Annotated in this window: 19 protein-coding genes and 1 pseudogene; 13 read left to right on the top strand and 7 right to left on the bottom strand. The window is 68.3% G+C overall.

Annotated features, from left to right (window positions below):
* Positions 1-200 precede the first annotated feature (200 nt).
* Entirely contained in the window at positions 201-473 is a 273-nt protein-coding gene (locus QN163_03930) for a hypothetical protein (protein MDR5683159.1), read from the bottom strand.
* A gap of 65 nt (positions 474-538) precedes the next feature.
* On the opposite strand from QN163_03930, the pseudogene QN163_03935 reads away from it, so the two are divergent.
* From QN163_03935 to QN163_03995, 13 genes and pseudogenes are all read left to right on the top strand, one after another.
* Positions 539-1555, top strand: a pseudogene (locus QN163_03935) (4Fe-4S dicluster domain-containing protein).
* 895 nt (positions 1556-2450) lie between these two features.
* A complete protein-coding gene (locus QN163_03940; protein MDR5683160.1) occupies positions 2451-3317 on the top strand; it encodes a xanthine dehydrogenase family protein subunit M in 867 nt (288 codons plus the stop codon).
* 10 nt (positions 3318-3327) lie between these two features.
* On the top strand, positions 3328-3816 hold the full coding sequence (locus QN163_03945; GenBank protein MDR5683161.1) for a (2Fe-2S)-binding protein: 489 nt from the start codon (positions 3328-3330) through the stop codon (positions 3814-3816).
* 4 nt (positions 3817-3820) lie between these two features.
* Positions 3821-6172 (top strand): aerobic carbon-monoxide dehydrogenase large subunit, encoded by a 2352-nt coding sequence (locus QN163_03950; protein ID MDR5683162.1) that lies wholly within the window; start codon positions 3821-3823, stop codon positions 6170-6172.
* Positions 6173-6174: 2 nt separating this feature from the next.
* Positions 6175-7137, top strand: coding sequence for an XdhC family protein (locus tag QN163_03955; GenBank protein MDR5683163.1), 963 nt, complete (start codon positions 6175-6177; stop codon positions 7135-7137).
* 110 nt (positions 7138-7247) lie between these two features.
* Positions 7248-7622, top strand: coding sequence for a helix-hairpin-helix domain-containing protein (locus tag QN163_03960; protein ID MDR5683164.1), 375 nt, complete (start codon positions 7248-7250; stop codon positions 7620-7622).
* A 156-nt stretch (positions 7623-7778) separates the two neighbouring features.
* Positions 7779-8402, top strand: coding sequence for a sigma-70 family RNA polymerase sigma factor (locus QN163_03965; protein MDR5683165.1), 624 nt, complete (start codon positions 7779-7781; stop codon positions 8400-8402).
* A 46-nt stretch (positions 8403-8448) separates the two neighbouring features.
* Entirely contained in the window at positions 8449-8979 is a 531-nt protein-coding gene (locus QN163_03970; GenBank protein ID MDR5683166.1) for a zf-HC2 domain-containing protein, read from the top strand.
* Complete coding sequence (locus QN163_03975) at positions 8976-10289, top strand: sigma-E factor regulatory protein RseB domain-containing protein (GenBank protein ID MDR5683167.1); 1314 nt, start codon at positions 8976-8978, stop codon at positions 10287-10289. Before QN163_03970 ends, QN163_03975 begins: the two co-directional genes overlap by 4 nt.
* Positions 10289-11113: a hypothetical protein gene (locus tag QN163_03980; protein ID MDR5683168.1), complete on the top strand. Its 825-nt coding sequence runs from the start codon at positions 10289-10291 to the stop codon at positions 11111-11113. The genes QN163_03975 and QN163_03980 overlap by 1 nt, the downstream gene beginning before the upstream one ends.
* A 61-nt stretch (positions 11114-11174) precedes the next feature.
* Positions 11175-12164, top strand: coding sequence for a dipeptidase (locus QN163_03985; GenBank protein MDR5683169.1), 990 nt, complete (start codon positions 11175-11177; stop codon positions 12162-12164).
* 111 nt (positions 12165-12275) lie between these two features.
* Positions 12276-13544, top strand: coding sequence for an ABC transporter substrate-binding protein (locus QN163_03990; GenBank protein MDR5683170.1), 1269 nt, complete (start codon positions 12276-12278; stop codon positions 13542-13544).
* Positions 13538-14323: an ABC transporter ATP-binding protein gene (locus QN163_03995; GenBank protein ID MDR5683171.1), complete on the top strand. Its 786-nt coding sequence runs from the start codon at positions 13538-13540 to the stop codon at positions 14321-14323. The genes QN163_03990 and QN163_03995 overlap by 7 nt, the downstream gene beginning before the upstream one ends.
* A 28-nt stretch (positions 14324-14351) precedes the next feature.
* On the opposite strand, the gene QN163_04000 is transcribed toward QN163_03995, so the two are convergent.
* From QN163_04000 to speE, 6 genes are read right to left on the bottom strand one after another with little or no spacing between them, the layout of a single operon-like run.
* Positions 14352-15395, bottom strand: a complete 1044-nt coding sequence (locus QN163_04000) for a branched-chain amino acid ABC transporter permease (protein ID MDR5683172.1) — start codon at positions 15393-15395, stop codon at positions 14352-14354.
* Positions 15396-15410: 15 nt separating this feature from the next.
* A complete protein-coding gene (locus QN163_04005; protein ID MDR5683173.1) occupies positions 15411-16337 on the bottom strand; it encodes a branched-chain amino acid ABC transporter permease in 927 nt (308 codons plus the stop codon).
* The gene (locus tag QN163_04010; GenBank protein ID MDR5683174.1) at positions 16337-18295 is read right to left on the bottom strand and encodes an AMP-binding protein; all 1959 of its coding nucleotides are present in this window, start codon (positions 18293-18295) and stop codon (positions 16337-16339) included. The genes QN163_04005 and QN163_04010 overlap by 1 nt, the downstream gene beginning before the upstream one ends.
* The gene (locus tag QN163_04015; protein MDR5683175.1) at positions 18292-19119 is read right to left on the bottom strand and encodes an ABC transporter ATP-binding protein; all 828 of its coding nucleotides are present in this window, start codon (positions 19117-19119) and stop codon (positions 18292-18294) included. Before QN163_04015 ends, QN163_04010 begins: the two co-directional genes overlap by 4 nt.
* Before the next feature lie 27 nt (positions 19120-19146).
* Positions 19147-20028, bottom strand: coding sequence for an agmatinase (gene speB / locus QN163_04020; GenBank protein ID MDR5683176.1), 882 nt, complete (start codon positions 20026-20028; stop codon positions 19147-19149).
* A gap of 52 nt (positions 20029-20080) precedes the next feature.
* On the bottom strand, positions 20081-20926 hold the full coding sequence (gene speE / locus QN163_04025) for a polyamine aminopropyltransferase (protein ID MDR5683177.1): 846 nt from the start codon (positions 20924-20926) through the stop codon (positions 20081-20083).
* Between the last annotated feature and the right edge of the window lie 5 nt (positions 20927-20931).

Genomic DNA, 20931 nt, shown 5'->3' on the forward strand with positions numbered 1-20931 from the left:
ATCATCCTGGTCTCCGCCCTGACCAGCAACGTGGGGCACTTCGGCGGTACCGTGGGCAGCTACGCCGGCAACTACCGGCTGGCATTGGTCCCCGGCATCGTGCAATACATCAACGAAGACCCCTTCCACCCGGAGCTGAACCCCGATCGTCCCGCCCGGACTCGGACTTACGTGAAAGGCGAGTCCGCCCACTAGTTCAACTACGACGACCGGCCTCTGCGGTTGGGAACGAAGCAGTTCACCGGAAAGACCCACATGCCCACACCCACCAAGTCGGCCATGTGGGTCCTCTCCAACTCCATCTTGGGCAACGCCAAGTGAGCCCACAACGTCATCGTGAACACCCTCCCCAAGATCGAAATGCTGGTGGTGGCGGACTGGTTCTGGACGGCCACTTGCGAGTACGCGGACGTGGTGTTCGCGGTCGACAGCTGGGCCGAGCGCAAGCTGCCGGACGTGTACGGGTCGGTCACGAACCCCTTCCTGCAGGCCTGGCCGCCCGTTCAAGGGCCGGCGGCCCCAGCGGCAGGCAGCCGCGGTGTTCGACACCAACAAGTGCATCGCCTGCCAGACCTGCACCATGGCCTGCAAGACCACGTGGACCTCCGGCAAAGGGCAGGAATACATGTTCTGGAACAACGTGGAGACCAAGCCCTGGGGTTCGTACCCCCTCGCGTGGGACGTCCGCGTCCTCGAGATGCTGGGGCCTCAGGCGTGGGAGGGGAACGTATTCCCGGGTCGGACCCTGTTTGAGGCCGCGCCCGGGGGCGAGCGCGCGGTGGGCTACCTGCCCGAGGACCTGGACTACGCGTACCCGAACCGGGAAGAGGACGAGACCAACGTCCCCATCACGGAGGAGCGCTTCTACCTGCGGCTGCCGCACGACGCGTGGTTCTTCTACCTGCCCCGGATCTGCAACCACTGCACGTACCCCGCCTGCCTGGCCAGGTGCCCGCGGACGGCCATCTACAAGCGGCCGGAGGACGGCATCGTGCTGCTGGACCAGCAGCGGTGCCGCGGGTACCGGGAGTGCGTGAAGAACTGCCCGTTCAAGAAGGTCTTGTACAACCACACCACCCGGGTTTCGGAGAAGTGCGTGCTGTGCTTCCCCGCGGTGGAGTGCGGCCTCCAGCCCCGCTGCATGTGGAACTGCATCGGCAAGATCCGCACCTTCGGGTTCGTGAGCACCCCGGACCGGGCGAGGGCGGACAACCCCGTGGACTTCCTGGTCCACGTGCGGAAGGTGGCCCTGCCCGTGCTGCCGCAGTTGGGTCTGGAGGCCAACGTCTACTACGTCCCGCCGGTGCACGTAGGAAACGTACGCTTCCTGCAGATGCTCTTCGGGCCCGGGGTGGAGCCCGCCGTCGCCGCGTACCGGCGGGCCATGGAGGGCAAGGACGACCAGCTCCTGGGCGTGCTGCTGGCGGTGTCCACGGACCGCATCGTGCACCGCTTCCAGGTGAGACGGGGTCACGCCTACGGCTACGACGAGGGTGGGGAGGAGTTGGTGCGGGTACCGCTCCACGAGCCGACCATGGTCAGACCGGAGTACGACCCCCAGCACGGGGCCTACCGGTACAACGGTATGTACGCCTCTTTGAGCGGGGTGCCGTACCGCCCTACGAAGCCAGCCACACCGCCTCGGAGCTGCACCTCATCGGGGGTCCCAACGTCCAGCAGATCGCGGACGTGGCGGGGTTCTACCGAGCCTTCGGTTTTCAGGCCAGAGGCGAGCGTCCCGATCACCTGGGTGCACAACTGGAGTTCTTGGTCTGGGTGTGCACCCAGGAAGCGTACGCCAACCTGACGGGGTGTGCCGAGGACGCCGAGGTGTGTGCCCGTGCTCGCCACTCGTTCCTCCGCGATCACCTAGCGAGCTGGCTTCAGGTGCTCGGCAGCAAGGTTCAGCAGGCAGCCCGCGACCCGCGTTGCACCATCTGATGGCTCTGTTGGGCGTCGTGGTACGAGCCGACGCCGCCGAACTGCTCGACGCTTCTGTCCCCCCGCAGGCGCCCGTAGGGTGAGTCCTCCGGGCCGCCACCGAGCTCATCTCCTCCCCCCTGGTACCTGACCGGCGTGACAGCGGTTCCTGGTACCGGTTCCAGGTACCCGGATCTAAATGCTTGACGGGCGCCTGCAACTGATGCTACCGTTGCAACCAAACTAGCGCTACGGCCATGGAGGACTCGTACCTCACGGTACCCGAAGTAGCCCGGCTCCTTCGAGTTCACCGTACCACGGTCTGGCGCTGGGTCGTCTCCGGGAGGTTGCGTGCGTACCGTGTGGGCGAGCGCACGCTGCGCATCCGCCGCGAAGACGTCGAAGCCTTCCTGCGGCCTACGACACCTTCTCCTCAGCCGGCTCCTCGCGTCACGCAAACCTCCGGGCCCGCGGTACGGTTTCTTTCGGTACGGTCCGTACTTCGCGTCTCAGGGGGGAGGGGAGCTGGGATGTATCCGCCCAGGTTCGACTACGCAGTACCCACCACGCTGCAGGAAGCGCTGGACATTCTGAGCCGGAGAGGGGACGAGGCCAAGGTCCTGGCAGGCGGTCAGAGTCTCATACCCCTGATGAAGCTGCGCTTCGCGCAGCCCGCGTGGCTCTTGGACATCAACCGGGTCACCGAGCTCGAGTTCGTCCGCGACGGACCCGACGGCTTGAGTGTGGGGGCGCTCGCCCGCCATCGACACCTGGAGCGGTCCGAAGCGGTACGCGCCCGCTACCCCACGGTAGCTGCGTGTGCGTCCCAGGTGGCCGATCCGCTGGTCCGGAATCTCGGTACACTCGTGGGCAGCCTCTGTCACGCAGACCCCCAAGGCGACTGGGGCGCTGTGGCGGTGGCTATGGACGCACAACTGATGATCCGCAGCCTCCGCGGACACCGAATCGTTCCGGCGACGGAGTTCTTCTTGGGACCCCTCACCACCGTTCTGCAGCCGGATGAGCTGGTTACGGAGGCCCGCTTTCCCGCCGTCCCCGGCCGGATGTTCGGCACCTACCTGAAGCTCGAGCGCAAGGTCGGGGACTTCGCGACGGTGGGGGTGGCTGTCTTCCTCACGCTGTCGGACGGGCGAGTGGCCCGCGCGGGCATTGGGCTCACCGCCGTCGGGCCCATGTACGTCAAGGCGCGGGGAGCCGAGTCCCTCCTGCTGGGCCAGGCCCTCACGGACGAACTCGCTGCCGAGGTCGCGCGCAAGGCTGCGGAGGAAGCGGACCCCGCCAGCGACCACCGGGGCAGCGCGCACTACAAGCGTCAGGTGGTGCGGGTGTTCGTGCAGCGGGCGCTCCGCCACGCCATGGTGATCAAAGCTGCCTGAGGAGGATACGATGGAGCGGACCATCACGGTTACGGTCAACGGCGTCTCCCACACCGTTGCAGTGGAACCGCGGCTGTTGCTCGTGCACTTCCTGCGGGAGGTGCTGAACCTCACCGGAACCCACATCGGCTGCGACACCACGTCGTGTGGAGCGTGCACGGTGCTGCTGGACGGGCTGCCCGTCAAGTCGTGCACGTTTTTCGCCGTGCAGGCGGACGGCCGCAGCATCACCACGGTGGAGGGTCTGGCACGGGACGGAGAACTGCACCCCATCCAGCAGGGGTTCAAGGAGGAGCACGGGCTGCAGTGCGGGTTCTGCACGCCCGGGATGATGCTGACGGCGAAGGCGCTGTTGGAAGAGAACCCCGATCCCACCGAAGAGCAGATCCGGTGGGCCATCTCCGGGAACCTCTGCCGGTGCACAGGCTACCAGAACATCGTGAAGGCCATCCAGTGGGCGGCTCGGCGGTTGCGCGAGCCTGCGGCCGCGGGGAGGTGAGGGTGTGGCCACCAAGATCGAGGAACTCGGCGGTGTCGGCGTCTCCCTGCACCGGAAGGAGGACGATCGGTTCGTCAGAGGCCGTGGCCAGTACCTGGACGACATCAAGTTGCCGGGCATGCTGCACATGGAGATCCTTCGCAGTCCCTATGCGCACGCCGGCATCCGGTCGATCGACACGTCCAAGGCCCAGGCGCTCCCAGGTGTGGTAACGGTTATCACCGGCCAGGACCTGGCGGCCCACAACCTGGCATGGATGCCCACGTTGTCGGGCGACACCCAGGCGGTGTTGGCCACCGACAAGGTCCGGTTCCAGGGTCAAGAAGTGGCCGCGGTGGTGGCCGCCAGCCCCTACGTGGCCAAGGACGCGGTGCAGCTCATCGAGGTGGACTACGAGCCCCTGCCGCCGGTCGTCGATCCCCGCAAGGCGTTGGAGCCCGGGGCCCCGTTGGTGCGGGACGAGAAACCCGGCCAGACCACGAACCACATCTACCACTGGGAGGCGGGCGACCGGGAGGCCACGGAGCGGGCGTTTCAGCAGGCCGACCGGGTGGTTGCCCTGGAGACCCACTACCCGCGCTGCCATCCGGCGCCGCTGGAGTGCTGTGGGTGCATCGCCGACGTCAACCCCGCCACGGGCAAGGCCACCATCTACATGACGAGTCAGGCGCCCCACGCGGTGCGTACGGTGTTCGCCCTGGTCACGGGCTACCCGGAGCACCAGATCCGCATCGTCTCTCCCGACATCGGGGGCGGGTTCGGCAACAAGGTGCCCGTCTACCCCGGCTACGTGGTGGCCACAGCGGCGTCACTGCTGTTGGGCCGACCCGTGAAGTGGGTAGAGGACCGCACAGGCAACCTCATCTCCACGGGGTACGCGCGGGACTTCCACATGAAGGGCGAACTCGCGCTCAAGGGTGACCGCATCGTGGGGCTGCGGGTCAAGGTCCTGGGCGACCACGGAGCCTTCTACGCGGACGCGCAGCCCAGCAAGTTCAAGATCGGTCTGTTCCACATCGTCAGCGGATCCTACGACATCCCCGCGGCGTTCTGCGAGGCGGACGGGGCCTACACCAACAAGGCCCCGGGAGGGGTGGCGTACCGGTGCTCCTTCCGCGTCACGGAGGCGTCCTTCCTCATCGAGCGGCTGGTGCAGACCGCGGCCTACGAGCTGGGGATGGATCCCGCGGAGTTCCGGCGGCGCAACTTCGTCCGCAAAGACCAGTTCCCCTACCGTTCTGCGTTCGGATGGGTGTACGACTCCGGCGACTACCACCGGGCGTTGGACTTGGCGCTGGAGAAACTGGACTACGCACGCTGGCGCCGGGAGCAGGAGGAGGCCCGCGGGCAGGGCAGGCTGATCGGGATCGGCCTGGCGTCCTTCACCGAGATCGTCGGCGCGGGGCCATCGCACACTTTCGACATCCTGGGCCTCAAGATGTTCGACTCCGCCGAGCTGCGGGTCCACCCCACGGGCAAGGCGGTCCTGAAGCTGGGGACCCGCACCCAGGGCCAGGGGCACGAGACCACCTATGCACAGATCGTAGCCAGCGAACTGGGGATCCCGGCGCGAGACGTGGAGGTCCAAGAGGGCGACACCGACCACACGCCCTACGGACTCGGCACGTACGCCAGCCGCAGCACGCCCACCAGCGGTGCGGCAGCCGCGGTCGTGGCGCGGCGCATCCGGGAGAAGGCTAAGAAGATCGCCGCCCACCTGCTGGAGGTGAGCGAGGACGACCTGGAGTGGGAACCCGGACGGTTCTTCGTGCGCGGTGCGCCGGATCGGTTCAAGACGATCCAGGACGTGGCGCTGGCGGCGTACACGAACTTCCCGCAGGACATGGAGCCCGGGCTGGAGGACGTCTGCTACTACGACCCGCCCAATCTCACCTTCCCCTTCGGCACGTACGCGGTCGTGGTGGAGGTGGACCGCGGGACCGGGCAGTGGAAACCCCTGCGGGTGGTTGCCGTGGACGACTGCGGTGTGCGGATCAACCCCATGATCGTCGACGGGCAGATCATGGGTGGTCTGTGCGAGGGCTACGGGATCGCGGCCATGCAACTCATCACCTTCGACGAGCAGGGCAACTGTATCGGATCGAACTTCATGGACTACCTCCTGCCCACGGCATGGGAGACGCCGCGGTTCGAGCTGCACGAGACCGTGACCCCGTCCCCGCACCATCCCCTAGGGGCCAAGGGAGTGGGTGAGTCGGCAACCGTCGGCTCTCCGGCGGCGTATGTGAACGCCGTCGTCGATGCGCTGGCGCACGCGGGGATCCGCAACATCGACATGCCCTTGACGCCCGACAGGGTGCGGGCAGCGCTGGAGCAGGCGGGCCTGGCGGAGTAGGGATGCGCTGGGAGGTGGAGCGCCGCGCGGCGGAACTGCGCCGGGCGGGCCGGCCTTTTGTGCTGGCCACGGTGGTGCGCGTCGAAAAGCCCGCCTCCACGCACCCGGGCGACCGCGCGCTGGTGACCGCCGACGGCATGCTGGAGGGGTGGGTGGGAGGTGCGTGCTCGGAACCCCTGGTGGTCCGGGAGGCGTTGCGGGCCCTGGTGGATCGGAAGGCGAGGTTGGTTCGCATCGGCCCGGAGGACGGCGGAACCTCGGAGGGTTGGGTGTCCGCCGTGACCACGTGTCCATCGGGCGGTACCGTGGAGCTGTTCCTCGAACCGGTAGAGCCCGACCCGCACCTGGTGGTGTTCGGCGACAGCCTCGTGGCCCGCACGCTCGTGCGGCTGGCGAGGACCGTCGGTTACCGGGTCACGTCCGTGGTCGAGGCAGAGGGCCACGGGCCGGAAGCCGACGTGGTGTTCGTGCGGACGCTGCCATCTGGCTCCGTGACGCACGTCGACGGCGCGGTCGTGGCCACCATGGGTCACTGGGACGAGGACGCGCTGGGCGAAGCCCTCCGCGCTCGTGTGGAATACGTGGCCCTGGTGGCGAGCCGACGCCGGGCCCGCTCGGTGCTGGACGAGTTGCGGCGCCGCGGGTTCTCCGACCAGGATCTGGCCAAGGTGCGTGCGCCCGCGGGATTGGACCTGGGCCCCAGCACCCAGGAGGAGATCGCCCTGGCGGTGCTGGCGGAGTTCGCCGCCCACCGTCGATCCCCCAGCGCACAGCACCGCTACGCGGCGCCCGAGGAAGTGACGGATCCGGTGTGCGGGATGAAGGTGAGTACCCGCGGCGCTGCGCCCACCCACCGCTACCGCGAGACCACGTACTACTTCTGCTGTTCCCACTGCCGTGACCGGTTCGCGCTCGCCCCGCAACGCTACTTGGTACAGCCAACCCGTCAACCTTACGGATCGTAGCCCCCTGGGGAGCTCTCCGTCGCGGTTCCTGGTACCGGTTCCAGGTACCGGGGTGTGCGAAAAAGTGCAGTGTCGGGCGTTCGGTAAAGTGGAGGCAACTCGGTCGATCCATGCCGCAGTTTACGCGCCACGAGGCACTGCTCCTCGTCGCCGCGTGCGTGGCGATACTCGGTGGCATCGCGGTGCAGGCCGTCGGCCGGCAGACGCCGCCGGTGGTCATCCACGCTCCGGCGGAGACCCCGCCGGCTCAGATCGCGGTGGCGCCACGGCCCGCGGGACGGCTGCCGGTAGGTCCGGTCTCACTGAACACGGCCTCCGCCGCAGAGCTCGAGCGCCTGCCCGGGATCGGGCCGAAACTGGCCCAGCGGATCGTCGAGGATCGCGCTCACAACGGCCCGTACGCGAGCGTGGAGGACCTCCGGCGGGTGAAGGGCATCGGCCCGCGCAGGATCGAGCAGATCCGGCCCCACGTCACGATCCCCTGAGCGTTCGACCGGGCCGACCGCCCACCCGGCCGGACGCGGAGAGGATGGGCGCTGCGGCGGCCGGAAGATACTCAGGAAGCCGCTGGGTCCGGTGCCTGGCACCGGGCTGCGGCGGCTCCGGGAACGAAACTGGCCCTTCCCTGCGTAGCTTGGGGTATGGGCGCCGTGCGGGAGGCGTACTTGGGCTCTCCGGAGACCCGTTGGGGCTACGCGGAGCACGAGATCGCGCAGTTCGAGGACATCGTCCGCCGCTACAGCCGTCACGTCTACAACGTCGCGTACCGCATGGCCGGCAACGACGCGGACGCCAAGGATCTGACCCAAGAAGCGTTCGTGCGCGTCTACCGCGCCCTGCGTAAGATCGAACCGGGGACGCCGCTGGAGTCGTGGCTGTACCGGATCGTGACGAACCTCTTCATCGACATGCTGCGCAAGCGTCCGCGGGCGCGTGTGGAGTCGCTGGACATGCCGGTCACGACGCCCCGGGGCGGCGAAGTCGAGCGGACGGTTCCCGATCCGTCTGGAAATCCAGAAGAACTCGTCGTCACCCCGATGCTCGACGGTGAGATCCAGCGCGCCCTGGAGAGCCTGACGGAAGACCTGAGGATGGTTGTGATCCTGAGCGACATTGAGGGACTCGCGTACGAGGAAATCGCGCAGGCGATGCGGGTGCCGGTGGGGACCGTCAAGTCCCGGCTGCACCGGGCCCGCAAGGCCCTGCGGGATAGGCTGGCACCGGTCTACCGGAGGTCGGCAGCCCGCTCGGACGCACCCCGCTGATGGGATTGCGCGGCGACCACGAGGGCGGGACAAGGGCGGAGCAGACATGAACCGGCGGCTGGAACGACTGATCAGTGCGTACCTCGACGACGAGGTCTCGGCGGCCGAGCGCCGCGAGGTCGAGGCGCTGCTGCGCACGCGCGAGGACGTGCGACAGCTGCACGACGAGTTGCTGCGTGTGAGGACGCTGCTCCGCTCGCTGCCCGACCGGCCGGTCCCCGAAGGTCTCGAGGAAGAGATTTTGAAGCAGGTTCGGCCGCTGGTCCTGCCGCAACCATCGGCGCTCGGCAGCCGGCTGCGCGGATGGCTGAGCGCGTGGGCGCGGCGCCCGGCGCTGGCCCTGGTGGCGGTCGCCGTGATGGCAGTGGTGCTGTTGCTGCCGGTCGTGCGCGGCGAACTGGGCAGGCTCCGCGCGTCGGAGGTGGGCATCCACTTCTTCGTCCGCGAGCACGCTGTACATACCTCGACCGACCCGCTCAGCGACAGAGCCTATCTGGGCGTGGTGCTCACGGACACGAACCTGGCGCTGGCGGGGGAGTGGTCGAGGCCGGACGACGAGGAAGGCGGGAAGCGATGAGCCGGGTGGGCGTCCTGCTGGCAAGCCTTGCGCTCCTGGTGGCCTGGGCCGCAGGGGGTTCGGCCTCGGTGGGTGCAGCCGCGGTACCTGCGCCATCGCCGCTGGAGATCCTCAAGAACGCGGTGCGGGCGCCGGAGTTCCTCGACTATGAGGGCACGAAGGTCATCACCACGCAGCGGGGCGACGCCGTGGAGTCGATCACGGTCTCGGAGTGGCACCGCCACCCGCACGCCTATCGCTTCGAGTACCTGGCACCCAAGGGCATCGCCGGGCGGGTCCTGATCGACGACGGCGAGGTGTCGTGGCACTACGAGCCGTCGGTGCACCTCGCGATCCGTGGGCCGTCGCTGGGGCGCCCTGAGGCCGCAGAACTGGACCGGCTGCCGGAGAACTACAACGTGCGCCTTCTGGGGACCGACAGTGTGCTGGGGCGGGAAGCCTACCTGATCGCCCTCCAACCCAAGCGGTCCGGTGTCGAGCGCCGGTTCTGGGTCGATCGGCTCACCGGCCTGATCGTCAAGTCGGAGGAGTCCGACCGCGAGCGTGGCGTCTTCTTCACGAGCACCTTCGTGCGCATCAGCTTCAGTTTGAACCTACCGGACGCGATGTTTCGGTTCCGGCTGCCGGCAGGTGCGCGCGTGTTGCAACTCGAGTCGGGCGCGCCGGCACCGCAGCGGCTGTCGATCCTCGAACAGCGCGCCGGCTTCCGTCCGGTCGCCCCGGCGACGCTGCCCCACGGGTACCGGTACGACCGGGGCGGCGTCTCGCGGTTCGAGAACCTCGGCGCGGTGGTGCTGCGCTACACGGACGGTGCCAGCAGCGTCTCGTTGTTCGAGATGCCGGCCAACCGGATGGGGATGCCGCCGGGCGGCGAACCGGTCCGGATCGGGGGTCTGGCCGGTCGGTTCTACCAGGTCGGCTACTTCCGCGTGTTGATGTGGGAACGCGGAGGTCTGCACTTCGCGGCCGTGGGCAGCGTCCCCCTGGAAATGTTGGCTGCGTTCGCCGAAGGGACGGACCCCAACCGCGAGAGCGCCCGGCTGACGGAGGTCGCGCGGCAGGCGGGTGTCCCGGTGGAGCGTGTGGCGGCGCTCCGCGACCGCGGCCTCACGTTCGAGCAGATCCTGACTACATTGCGGGCGGCCGTCCCGTCGGTACGGCCGCAGATGGAGGGTCCGGTCCCGCGCGACGAACGGGCCCCGCAGCCCGGCCCCAGGCCGCCGCAGGCACCGGCTGAGCACAGGCCGCTGATCGACGTGATCGAGAAGTTCCAGGACGAGATCCGGCGGGATCCCTTCCTGCGCCCCTGATGAGACCGCGCCTTTTTGCCGGTGGGTTCCGCACAGCTGTCGCGTGGGGCCTGGTCGCGGCTGCCGTCGTCGCTCTGTCGTCGGTCGTCCGCGCCGGGCCGCCGCCCCGCGGGCCGGCACCCGCTCAGATCCACGGGATCGTCGTCTCGATCCAGCCGGCGGCAGGTGTCCTGTCGGTGCGACCCGAAGGCGGCTCCAGACCGGTGGTGGTCCGCGTGCCGCCCGGTGTCGTCATCGCGTGGGGCGGTGGGACGCTTGCACTGAGCGACGTCCGGGCCGGCGACCGCGTCCACATCTGGGCCTTGCCGGCGGGCGGCGCGTGGGTGGCACTCCGCATCGAGGTGCTCGGGCGAGAGGCGGTGAGGGCCGCGGGGGTGCCCGACTTGGCCCTCGTCGTGGAGCGGCGCGGGCCCGTACTCGTCCTCCTTCACCTGTCCGGCCAGGTGCGCCTGGCCTTCCTGTCCCCCGAAGCGCGGGTGGCTGGCGCGCGCACCCGTGCGGACGACATCCGCCCCTACGACGTCGTGCGCCTCGCAGGACCCATGGGCGCCGACGGCAGCCTGATCGCGACATCGGTCGCGGTGGAGTACGCCGCACCCGAACGCCCCGCGGCCCGGGGTGCGATCACGGCAGTGGGCCGCGGCGTGGTGCTCATGGGCCCGATCGTCGTCAGCGTCGGCCCGCAGACGTTCGTGGTCAGGGACGGTCGCAGGCTGGCACCTGCGGACCTCCGCCCCGGGCTGACCGTCGGCGTGTGGGGGCCGGAGGTGCGCATCGGACCTCGGGTTGTGGCGGTCGATGCGCGGGCGATTGTGGTCGAGTAGGATGGCGGCAGTGGACAAAAGACGTGATCGCTGACCGAGTCGGTTGCTCCGTCTTTTCGTGATGGCATCAGTCCTCGCCGCCCTCGGTATGTCCGGCGCCGGGCGGCTCCACCGCGATGCGCTGGTCGTCGACCTGCACGCTGACACGCTGCTACACGTCGCCGACGCCGGGCGCCGGTTCGGGGTGCGCTCCCGCACCGGGCACGTTGACCTCCCGCGTCTGCGCGAGGGTGGGGTGGATGTCCAGGTGTTCGCCGTATACGTGGCCCCGCGCTACGCGCCGACCGGGGGTCACCGGCGTGCCATCCAGCTTCTGGACGCGTTCGACCGCGAGGCGGGGGTGTCCGGTCGGGTGGTGCTGTGCACGACGGTGGAGCAGATTCGTACCGCCGCAGCCACCGGCAAGCTGGCCGCGGTGCTCTCGATCGAGAATGGCGAGGCCATCGGAGACCGGCCGGAAAGACTGGACGGGTTCTGGCGGCGCGGGGTCCGGATCATGTCGCTGACGTGGAACGGGTCCAACCGGCTGGCAGACGGCGTCGGCGGCACCGAGCACGGCGGCCTCAGCGCCCTCGGGCGACGAGTCCTTCAGCGGATGCAACGCCTGGGTATGGTCGTGGACGTCTCCCACCTGTCTGAGGCGGCGTTCTGGCAGGTCCTCGAAGCGACGCGCGGCCCGATCGTCGCGACCCACTCCAACGCGGCCGCCGTTCACCCCCACCGCCGCAACCTCACCAACGACCAGCTGCGTGCCATCGGGCGCCGGGGCGGCGTCGTGGGGGTGAACTTCTATCCGGAGTTCCTGGGGGGCGACACCGTCGAGCACGTGCTCCACCACGTCGACCATATGCTGCGGGTGATGGGGCCCGACCACGTGGCCCTGGGCACCGACTACGACGGGATCGGACGCACACCGCGAGGCCTGGAGGACGTCTCCAGGATGCCGCACCTGACCGAGGCGATGATCCGCCGGGGTTACGCGCCCGAGGTCGTCCGCAAGATCCTCGGAGAGAACGCCCTGCGCGTCTTTCGCCAGGTCTGGGGCCGCTAGATCCCACCGCACGACAGCAGGGGAGCCAGCCAGGGCGTCGAAACCCAGACCGAAACGGCCCACAACCGGTAACTAGTTGCCCGGTTGGGCCGGGCGGCGAGGGGGGATGGGATGCGACGGTCCTGGACGGTCATGGTCTTGGTCTTGGTGTTGGTCTGGGCGGCTGCGGCGCCGTTGACGGCGCAAGCCCCTGCGATCCCGTCGACCATCAAGGTCGGAGCGCTGTTCGACCTCACGGGCCCGACGTCAGACGTCGGCGTCGACTACGCCCGGGGGGTGCAGGATCACGTCCGCTACATCAACGACGTCATGGGCGGGATCCGCGGGCGGATGAAGATCGACCTGGTGTGGGCGGACTACGCCTACCGGATCCCGGAGAGCCTGGCGCTGTACCGCAAGTACCGCGACGTCGACAGGGTGCTGGCGATCGTCGGTTGGGGCACGAACGACACGGAGGCCCTGAAAGAGCAGGTCGCCGCGGATCAGATCCCGTTCATTTCCGCCTCCTATTCGTCGCACCTGAACGACCCCTCGAAGACGCCGTACAACTTCTACCCGGTCTCGTCGTATTCGGATCAGCTCCGGGCGGTGCTGAAGTTCGCGCGCCAGCTCGCCGAGCAGGAACGCATCCAGCGGCCCAAGTTCGTCTTCGTCTACCCCAACCACCCCTACGGCCTGGCGCCGATCCCCGCCGGCAAGGCCTACGCCCGCGAACTCGGTTTCGAGGTGCTGCCGGACCAGATCGTCGACCTGGGCGCACTCGAGGCCCGCGCGCAGGTGACCGCCATCCGCACCGCGGGAGCGGACTTCGCCTGGTTTGGGGGGACGACGAGTTCCGCGTCGGTGACGGTCCGGGACGCCAAGCAGGTGGGGGCGAGGACGCGCTGGTTCGTGAACGTGTGGGGCTTCGACGAGAGCATGATCAAGCGAATCGGTGCCGCGGCCGATGGGGTCTACGGGACCACGCCGCACGTGTACTTCGGCGAGCCGGCCCCGGGCATGCGGGTCGTCTTCGACGCGTACCGGCGGTTCCAGGGCCGTGAGGTGCCCCGGTTCGAGTGGGGGACCGTGGGCTCGCCGTACATCGCGTCGTACATCCGCGGTTGGCTCAACGTCTTCCTGTTGCGGCGGGGTCTGGAGATCATCGTCGACAACTGGGCCACGTACGCCCGGCTGGGCGGGGTCAGCGGACCGTCGATCCGCGCGACGCTGGAGACGCTGCGCGACTGGGATCCGGAAGGTCTCGCGCCCCCGATCACGCTGACGCGCACCGACCACCGCCCGTCGACGACGACCCGCATCATGCAGATCCGCGGTGACCGCATCCGGTTAGTCGAACAGGTCACGGTGGAGCGGCGAAGGGACTGGCTGGGATTCTAACCGTCAACAACATCGAGGTGGTCTACTGGGGCACGATCCTCGTGCTCAAGGGGGTGTCGCTGTCCGTGGCGCCCGGGAGCATCACCGCGCTGATCGGGGCGAACGGAGCGGGCAAGACCACGACGCTGAAGGCCATCTCGGGACTTGTCCGCCTGGAGCGCGGGGAGGTGACCCGCGGATCCGTGGAGTTCGAGGGCCGCCGCATCGAGAACTGGCTGCCCGAGGAGACGGCCAGAGCGGGAATCGTGATGGTACGGGAGGGGCGGCGGCTGTTCGAGGAACTCACCACCGAGGAGAACCTGCTGGCGGGGGCCGTCCTCCGCCGCTTTGGGGTCCGCGAATCGCTCGAGAGGGTATACGCGTACTTCCCGCGCCTGCGCGCACGTCGCCGCGTGCGCGCAGGCTACCTATCGGGCGGCGAACAGCAGATGTTGGCCATCGGATGCGCCATGATGGCTCGCCCGCGCCTGTTGCTGCTGGACGAGCCGAGCCTGGGGCTGGCGCCGATCGTCGCCGGCGAGATCTTCCACCTCGTCCGCAGGCTCAACGCCGAACAGGGGATCACGATCCTGCTGGTCGAGCAGAACGCGAGGATGGCGCTGCAGCTCGCTTCGTACGGATACGTGATGGAGAACGGCAAGATCGTGCTCGACGGCCCGGCCGAGCGTCTGCGGGAGGACGCCGACGTCAAGGAGTTTTACCTGGGGATGACCCGCACGGGACGCCGCCGGTTCACCGAGATCAGGTCCTACACGCGCCGCAAACGCTGGCTGGCCTGACGGCCGAAGCGAGACGTGCCGGCGGAGGCTAGTGGGGAAACGGCCACAGGTCGACGTAGCGCTTCAGCTTGCGGGCCAGCCGGGCCAGTCCGCCCGGCTCCCAGATCAGCAGACCTATCAAGAGCGCTCCGAACAGGATCTCCCGCAGCGAGGGAGCCGCCCGTCCCAGGAGGGGGACGTACAGCGCAATCAGCGGAGCAGCGATCTTTAGGATCTGCGTGAGCGTCCGCACGAACGCCGCACCCAGATGCGGCCCCCAGACGCTGCCCAACCCCCCGATGACCAGCATCGCCACGAAGTCGATCGACTGCGCCAGGCTGAAGTGCTCGGCGCCGATCACGCGGTTGTAGTGCGCAAACAGGCTTCCGGCTACACCCGCGTAGAAGGCCGAGATCGCAAACGCGAGAGTCTTGTAGTACAGAAGGTTGACGCCGAGGACCTGGGCCGCGTAGTCCCGGTCCCGGACGGCCATCAGGGCTAGCCCCACGCGGGTGCGCACAAGGTTGGTTGCGAAGACCGCGCCGCCGACCCAGATCGGCAGCACGAGGTAGTAAAACTGCGTCTCCGTCGCCAGCGTCCGGCCGAAGATCTCCAGCGGCGGGACGGGCGTCCCCCCCATGCCGCTGACGGTCTGCACGATCACGTACTCGACGAGGAACTGGAACGCCAAGGTCGCGATCGCCAGATAGAGGCCCTTGATGCGCAGTGACGGCAGTCCGACGACCGCACCGACGGCGAACGCGCTCAGGCCGGCCAGCGGCAGCGCGGCGACGAACGGCCACCCCAGCTGGGCAGTCACGAACCACGAGCTGTACGCCCCCACCGCCATGAAGGCGGCATGGCCGAGGGAGATCTGTCCCGCAAAGCCCATCAGCACCGACAGCCCCGTGGCGGCGATCGCGAAGATCGCGATGTCGTTGAGCAAGAAGATCCAGCGTCCCAGCAACCAGGGCGCGGCGACCAGCCCGGCCGCCAGCAGGACGAATCCCACCCGGTACAGTCGGATGTCCAGCAGCGCCATGTCCTGCGCGTAGGACGTCTTGAAGTCGCCGCAGGGTCGTGCGTAGGCCACCGGCGGGCTCCCCGACTATAGGCGTTCGATGTGCTCGGTCCCGAACAAGCCGTGGGGGCGGAGGATCAGCACGAGCAGGATCACCAAGTACGCGGTCACCTCCTTGAATCCGTGCAGGGGCTGGCCGAACAGCCTCACGAAGGCATCGATGTAACCGCCGACCACCGTCTCCACCACGCCTACCGCGAGTCCGCCGGCGATCGCACCCGGGATGCTGTCCAGCCCCCCCAGGATCACCGCGGCGAGCGCCTTCAGACCCACGGTGCTCAGGGCGAAGTTGACGCCCAGCCACAGGCCCAGGAGGATTCCGCCGACCGCCCCAGCGACCGCGGCGAACGCCCACGCGTAGGCGAAGGCGCGCTTGAGGCTGACGCCGAGGGTCGAGGCGGTCAGCTGCTCGTTGGCGGCCGCCCGCATTGCGATCCCCCACAGCGTGTACCGGAAGAACAGTGAGAACAGCACGAGCAGCACCAGAGCCGATACCGCGCTCCAGACGCCGACGAGCGAGACCGGCACGGAGAGCACTTCCACCACGGTGGGCGGGACGATGGGTGGGAAGGTGCGCGTCTCCGCGCCCCACAGGCCCACCATCAGGCCTCGGATGACGTAACCCAGCGCCAGCGTGACGATGATCACCGACAACAGCGGCTGGCCGAACAGGGGGCGCATCACCGCCCGCTCCACCGCAAATCCCAGCGCGGCGGCGACCAGTAGGGTGACGGCGATCCCGAAGGCGAATGCGGCACCCGCCGGGAGCCAACCCGCAAGGCCGTAGGTGGCCGCGATGGCGAGATATCCGCCGAACAGGACGAGTTCGCCGTGCGCAAGGTTGAGGATCTTCGTGGACTTATACAGGACGACGAAGCCGAGAGCGATCAGCGCGTAGATCGAGCCGACGGCCAGCCCGATGACCGTGCCCTCGAGGACGAACTGGGGTGTCATCACGACGTCCCGTCGACGCGGCGGATCTCCATCACCGGCTGCAGCGTGGCAATCCTGCCATCCTCGTAGCGGATCGTGACCGTGGTCTCGAAGCGTGGTGCGCCCGCGTAGATCGCGTCGATCAGCTCCCGGTACCGGTCGGCGATGTGCCGGCGCCGCAGCTTACGGGTGCGGGTTAGCTCATCGTCGTCGGGATCGAACTCCTTGTACAGCGACACGAAGGCCCGGATGCGCCACGCCGGTTGCAGACGGTCGTTGGTCTCCCGGACAATCCGCTCGAGGAGGTCCAGCACCTCCGGCTTCTGGGACAAGTCCATGTACGACGTGTAGGCCAGTCCGCGGTCTTCGGCCCACTTCCCGACGTTGCGGAAATCGATGTTGAGAATCGCCGCGAGGTACGGGCGCTGCGGGGCGAGGACCATCGCCTGCTCGACGTATGGGGTGAACTTCAGCATGTCCTCGACGACGCGCGGAGGGATGCGCGTACCGTCGGCCAGCGTGATGATGTCGTCGGCGCGGTCGAAGAGGATGACGTCTCCACTCGGATCCAGCGCGCCGGTGTCCCCGGAGTGCAGCCACCCGTCCCGCAGGGCCCGCGCGGTGGCCTCGGGGTTCCGGTAGTAGCCCTGGAACACCGACGGACTGCGGCTGACGATCTCGCCGTCTTCGGTGACGCGAAGCTCGGTGTTGGCGATCGGTGTCCCCATCGTCCAGAACCGCACCTGGCCGTCGCGGTGCACGCACGAGATGCCGGCGATCTCGGTCTGTCCGTAGATCTGCTTGAGGTTGAGGCCCAGGCCGCGGAAGAAACGGAAGTAGTCCGGCCCCAGCGACGCGCCGCCGTTCCAGGCGACGCGCATGCGGACCAACCCGACCTTGTCCAGCAGGGGGCGATAGACGGTCCAGTACGCTGCGTGCCAGGCCAGCTTTAGCCAGGGCGCGACGTGGCGCCCCTCGGCTTCGAGATCGGCGATCCGGGCGGCCAGCGCGATGGCCCGATCGTAGATCGCGCGGCGCATCCGTCCGGCGTCCAGCATGCGCACCGAGATCGAGGAGTGGATGCCCTCGTAGATCCGGGCCGGAGCGAAGATGAAGTGCGGCCCGATCTCCCGGAAGTCCCGCTGCACCGTTTCGGGTTCCTCCGGGAAGTTCACGGTGAAGCCGACCAGCTGGTGCAGCGTGTAGGAGATCATCTGCTCGCCGATCCACGCGAAGGGCAAAAAACTCAGAAACTCGTCGCTCGGCGAGACGTGCCGCTCCACCGCGAGGAAGTCGCGCCCCTGGCTGAGGAGGTTCCCATGGCTGAGCATCGCCAGCTTCGGCACGGCGGTCGTGCCCGAAGTCAGGCAGAAGATGGCGACGTCCGAGCTCCGGCCCTGCGCGATCTCATGGGAGAACCGGTCCGGGGTGTGTGCGTTGATCTCCGCACCGCGCGCTTCGAGGTCGCGGAAGCTCACGAGCTTCGGGTGGCGGTACCGCCACATGCCGCGCCAGTCCTCGACGATGATGCGTTCGACCTTCGGCAGCCTCGACTCCATCGCCAGGATCTTGTCGGTCTGCTCCTGGTCCTCGCAGAAGACGAAGCGCGCGTCGGCGAAGTCGATCAGCTCGGCCAGCTGCTCGGCCAGGGTGTCTTGGTACATTCCGCAGGAGACACCCCCGATTGACTGGGCGCCCATCGCGACGTAGTAGAGTTCCGGCCGGTTGTCACCGATGAGGGCGATGACGTCACCCCGGCGCATCCCCAAAGACAGCAATCCGCCGGCGCAGGCGCGCGCGTGTTCTAGGTACTGGCGCCACGTGATCTCCTGCCAGATGCCGAACTCCTTCTCCCGGAAGGCGACGCGGTCGCCGAAGCGCTCTGCGTTGTGCACCAGCCGTTTGGGGAACGTGTCGAGTGCGGCTTCGACCTGCGGGCCCACCGCCGGCGGACGCTCAAGGACGGCCTGCGCGCTCACCGCCCACCCGCCGCTTCGGCGACTCCGTGTTCCTCGCCGAGATAGGCACGGATGACGTCGGGATGCTGCTGGATCTCGCCGGGCGGTCCTTCGGCGATCTTCCGCCCGTAGTCCATGGCGATCAGCCGGTCGCACAGGTCCATCACGACGCCCATGTCATGCTCGATCAGGATCATCGGGATGCCGTGGACCTCGCGGAGCTCGAGGATGTAACGGGCCATATCAGCCTTCTCCTCGACGCTCATCCCGGCCATCGGCTCGTCCAGCAGCAGCAGTCGGGGCTCCATGGCCAGCGCGCGCCCGAGTTCGACCTTCTTCTGGATGCCGTACGGCAGCTCGGAGACGAGGTGGTCCCGATAGGGCTCGATTTCCAGGAAGTCGATGATCTGCTCGACGCGCTCCCGGTGGGTGAGAACCTCCCGCTGACCCGGCCCCCAGTACACGCCGCAGGCGAGGAGGTTGGTGTGCATGTGGATGAGCCGGCCGGACAGGATGTTCGCGAGGACGGTCATGTGTGGATACAGTGCGATGTTCTGGAAGGTCCGCGAGATTCCGAGCGCCGCCCGCGCATGGGGAGCGGCGTGGGTCACGTCCCGCTCGAGGAAGGTGATGCGACCCGCCTGCGGACGGTAGAAGCCGTTGACGCAGTTGAGGACGCTGGTCTTGCCGGCGCCGTTGGGACCGATGATCCCCAGCAGTTCGCCCGCCCGGAGGCGGAACGATAGGCCGTCGACGGCGGCCACGCCGGCGAATCTGAGCGTCAGGTCGCTGACGCCGAGGATGGTGTCGACCAGCGGGAGGTTGGGTCCCACTGCCGGAATCATACGACCTGCGTGCCCGGGCTCCTGCCGCTACCGCCTGCGTCCCGCGAACGCGAGGACGAGTTCCCGGACGATTTTGGCGGCGGCCACGGCCGTCGTGCTGGACGGATCGTGGGGGGGCGATGTCTCGACGACGTCGGCCGCAACCACGCGGACCTCCCCCAGCAGCCGGAGCGCCTCCATCAGCTCGGCGGACGAAGGACCCCCGGGTTCCGGGTTGCCGACGCCCGGTGCGTAGGCGGGATCGAGGACGTCTATGTCCGTCGACAGGTACACGGGACGGTCGTGCAGCTCGCGCAGCACGGTCTCCGGCGCAGCCAGCGGGCTCAGGCTCCAGCGGCAGTGCGTTTGGGCGAACGCGAGTTCGTCGCGGGTTCCCGACCGAACGCCGAGCTGTACGATCCGGCCGTCGCCCACAACCTCCCAGATGCGGCGCATCGTGCAGGCGTGCGACCATCTGGACCCCTCATACTCGTCCCGAAAGTCGGCGTGGGCGTCGAACTGCACCACGACCAGGTCGGGATGGCGCGCGGCGAGGGCCCGGACCGCACCGACCGTGACGGTGTGGTCGCCGCCGAGCAAGACGGTCAGCACCGCCGGGTCCAAGGACGCCACCGCCCGCTGTACCGCGTCCAGCATCGCCGGCGGCTGTAGATCGCTAACCGGCAGGTCTCCCAGGTCCGCGAGGCGTACTTCCTGCAGGTCGCGGTCCAGCTCAGGGCTGTAGGTTTCGATGCTGTGGGAAGCCTCGCGGATCGCCTGGGGTCCGACAGCGGCGCCGCGGCGGTGGGACTGAGTACGGTCGTAGGGGATCCCAACGATCGCGGCGTCGGGCGCGGGGTGATCGGCAGATGCCAAATAGCGCACCGAAGTCAGCGGTCTCCGGATCGCCAGCCGTGCGGCCCATGCCACTGCCTATCCGTCCACGACCGCACGGAGAGACCCGCCACGACCGCGCTCCCCGCTACGCGCCGTCCGCGATCTGGCGGAGGAACGGCGGGGGACGCAAGGCGCAGTGATGTCGGTCGGCGGTGTAGTAGCGCAGACCGAGGTGATCGATCCGCGATGCGATGCGTTCTGGATCGGTCTGCAGGGGATCGTACCTCTTGGAACCGAGCGTGAACGACCAGAGGACCCCGGGATAGGTCGGTACGGTGGCGACGTAGGTTCGCACGATCGGGAAGTGCTGCCCCATGTTGCGCCTGACCTGCCCGATCAGGTCACGCTGGTAGAAAGGGGATCCGCTCTGGACGGCGAGGACGCCGTCGTCGGCGAGAATCCGGTGCAGGTCGCCGTAGAACTCCGCGCCGAACAGCGGCACCGACGGCCCCTGGGGGTCCGTGGAGTCGACGAGGGCCACGTCGAAGCGCAGCGGGGTCTCGCGCACGTATGCGAAGCCGTCTTGGATCCGCAGCTCCGCGCGGGGGTCGTCGAACGCGCCGGCCGGAATCTCAGGGATGAAGCGCACGGTGGCGTCCACCACCATCCTGTCGATCTCGACCATCACTGCGCGTTCGAGCGGGTGCTTCAGCCCCTCCTCCAGCAACCCGCCGTCCCCGCCGCCGATGATCAGCAGCGACTTCGGGTTCGGATGGGTTACAAGGGGCAGGTGCGCCAGCATTTCGTGGTAGATGAACTCGTCAGTCTCGGTCGTCTGCACGGCATCGTCGAGAACGAGCATGCGGCCGAACGTCGGCGTGCGGACGACTCTCACGTGCTGGTAGGGCGACCGGGCGTCGAACAACACCTCGTCGATGCGGTAGGCGTGCGCGAACCCCTCGCCCCCGGTGTCGTGGAACCACTCGGTCATGGCCC

This window comes from Armatimonadota bacterium (assembly GCA_031432545.1).
Classification (GTDB): Bacteria; Sysuimicrobiota; Sysuimicrobiia; order Sysuimicrobiales; family Sysuimicrobiaceae; genus Caldifonticola; species Caldifonticola tengchongensis.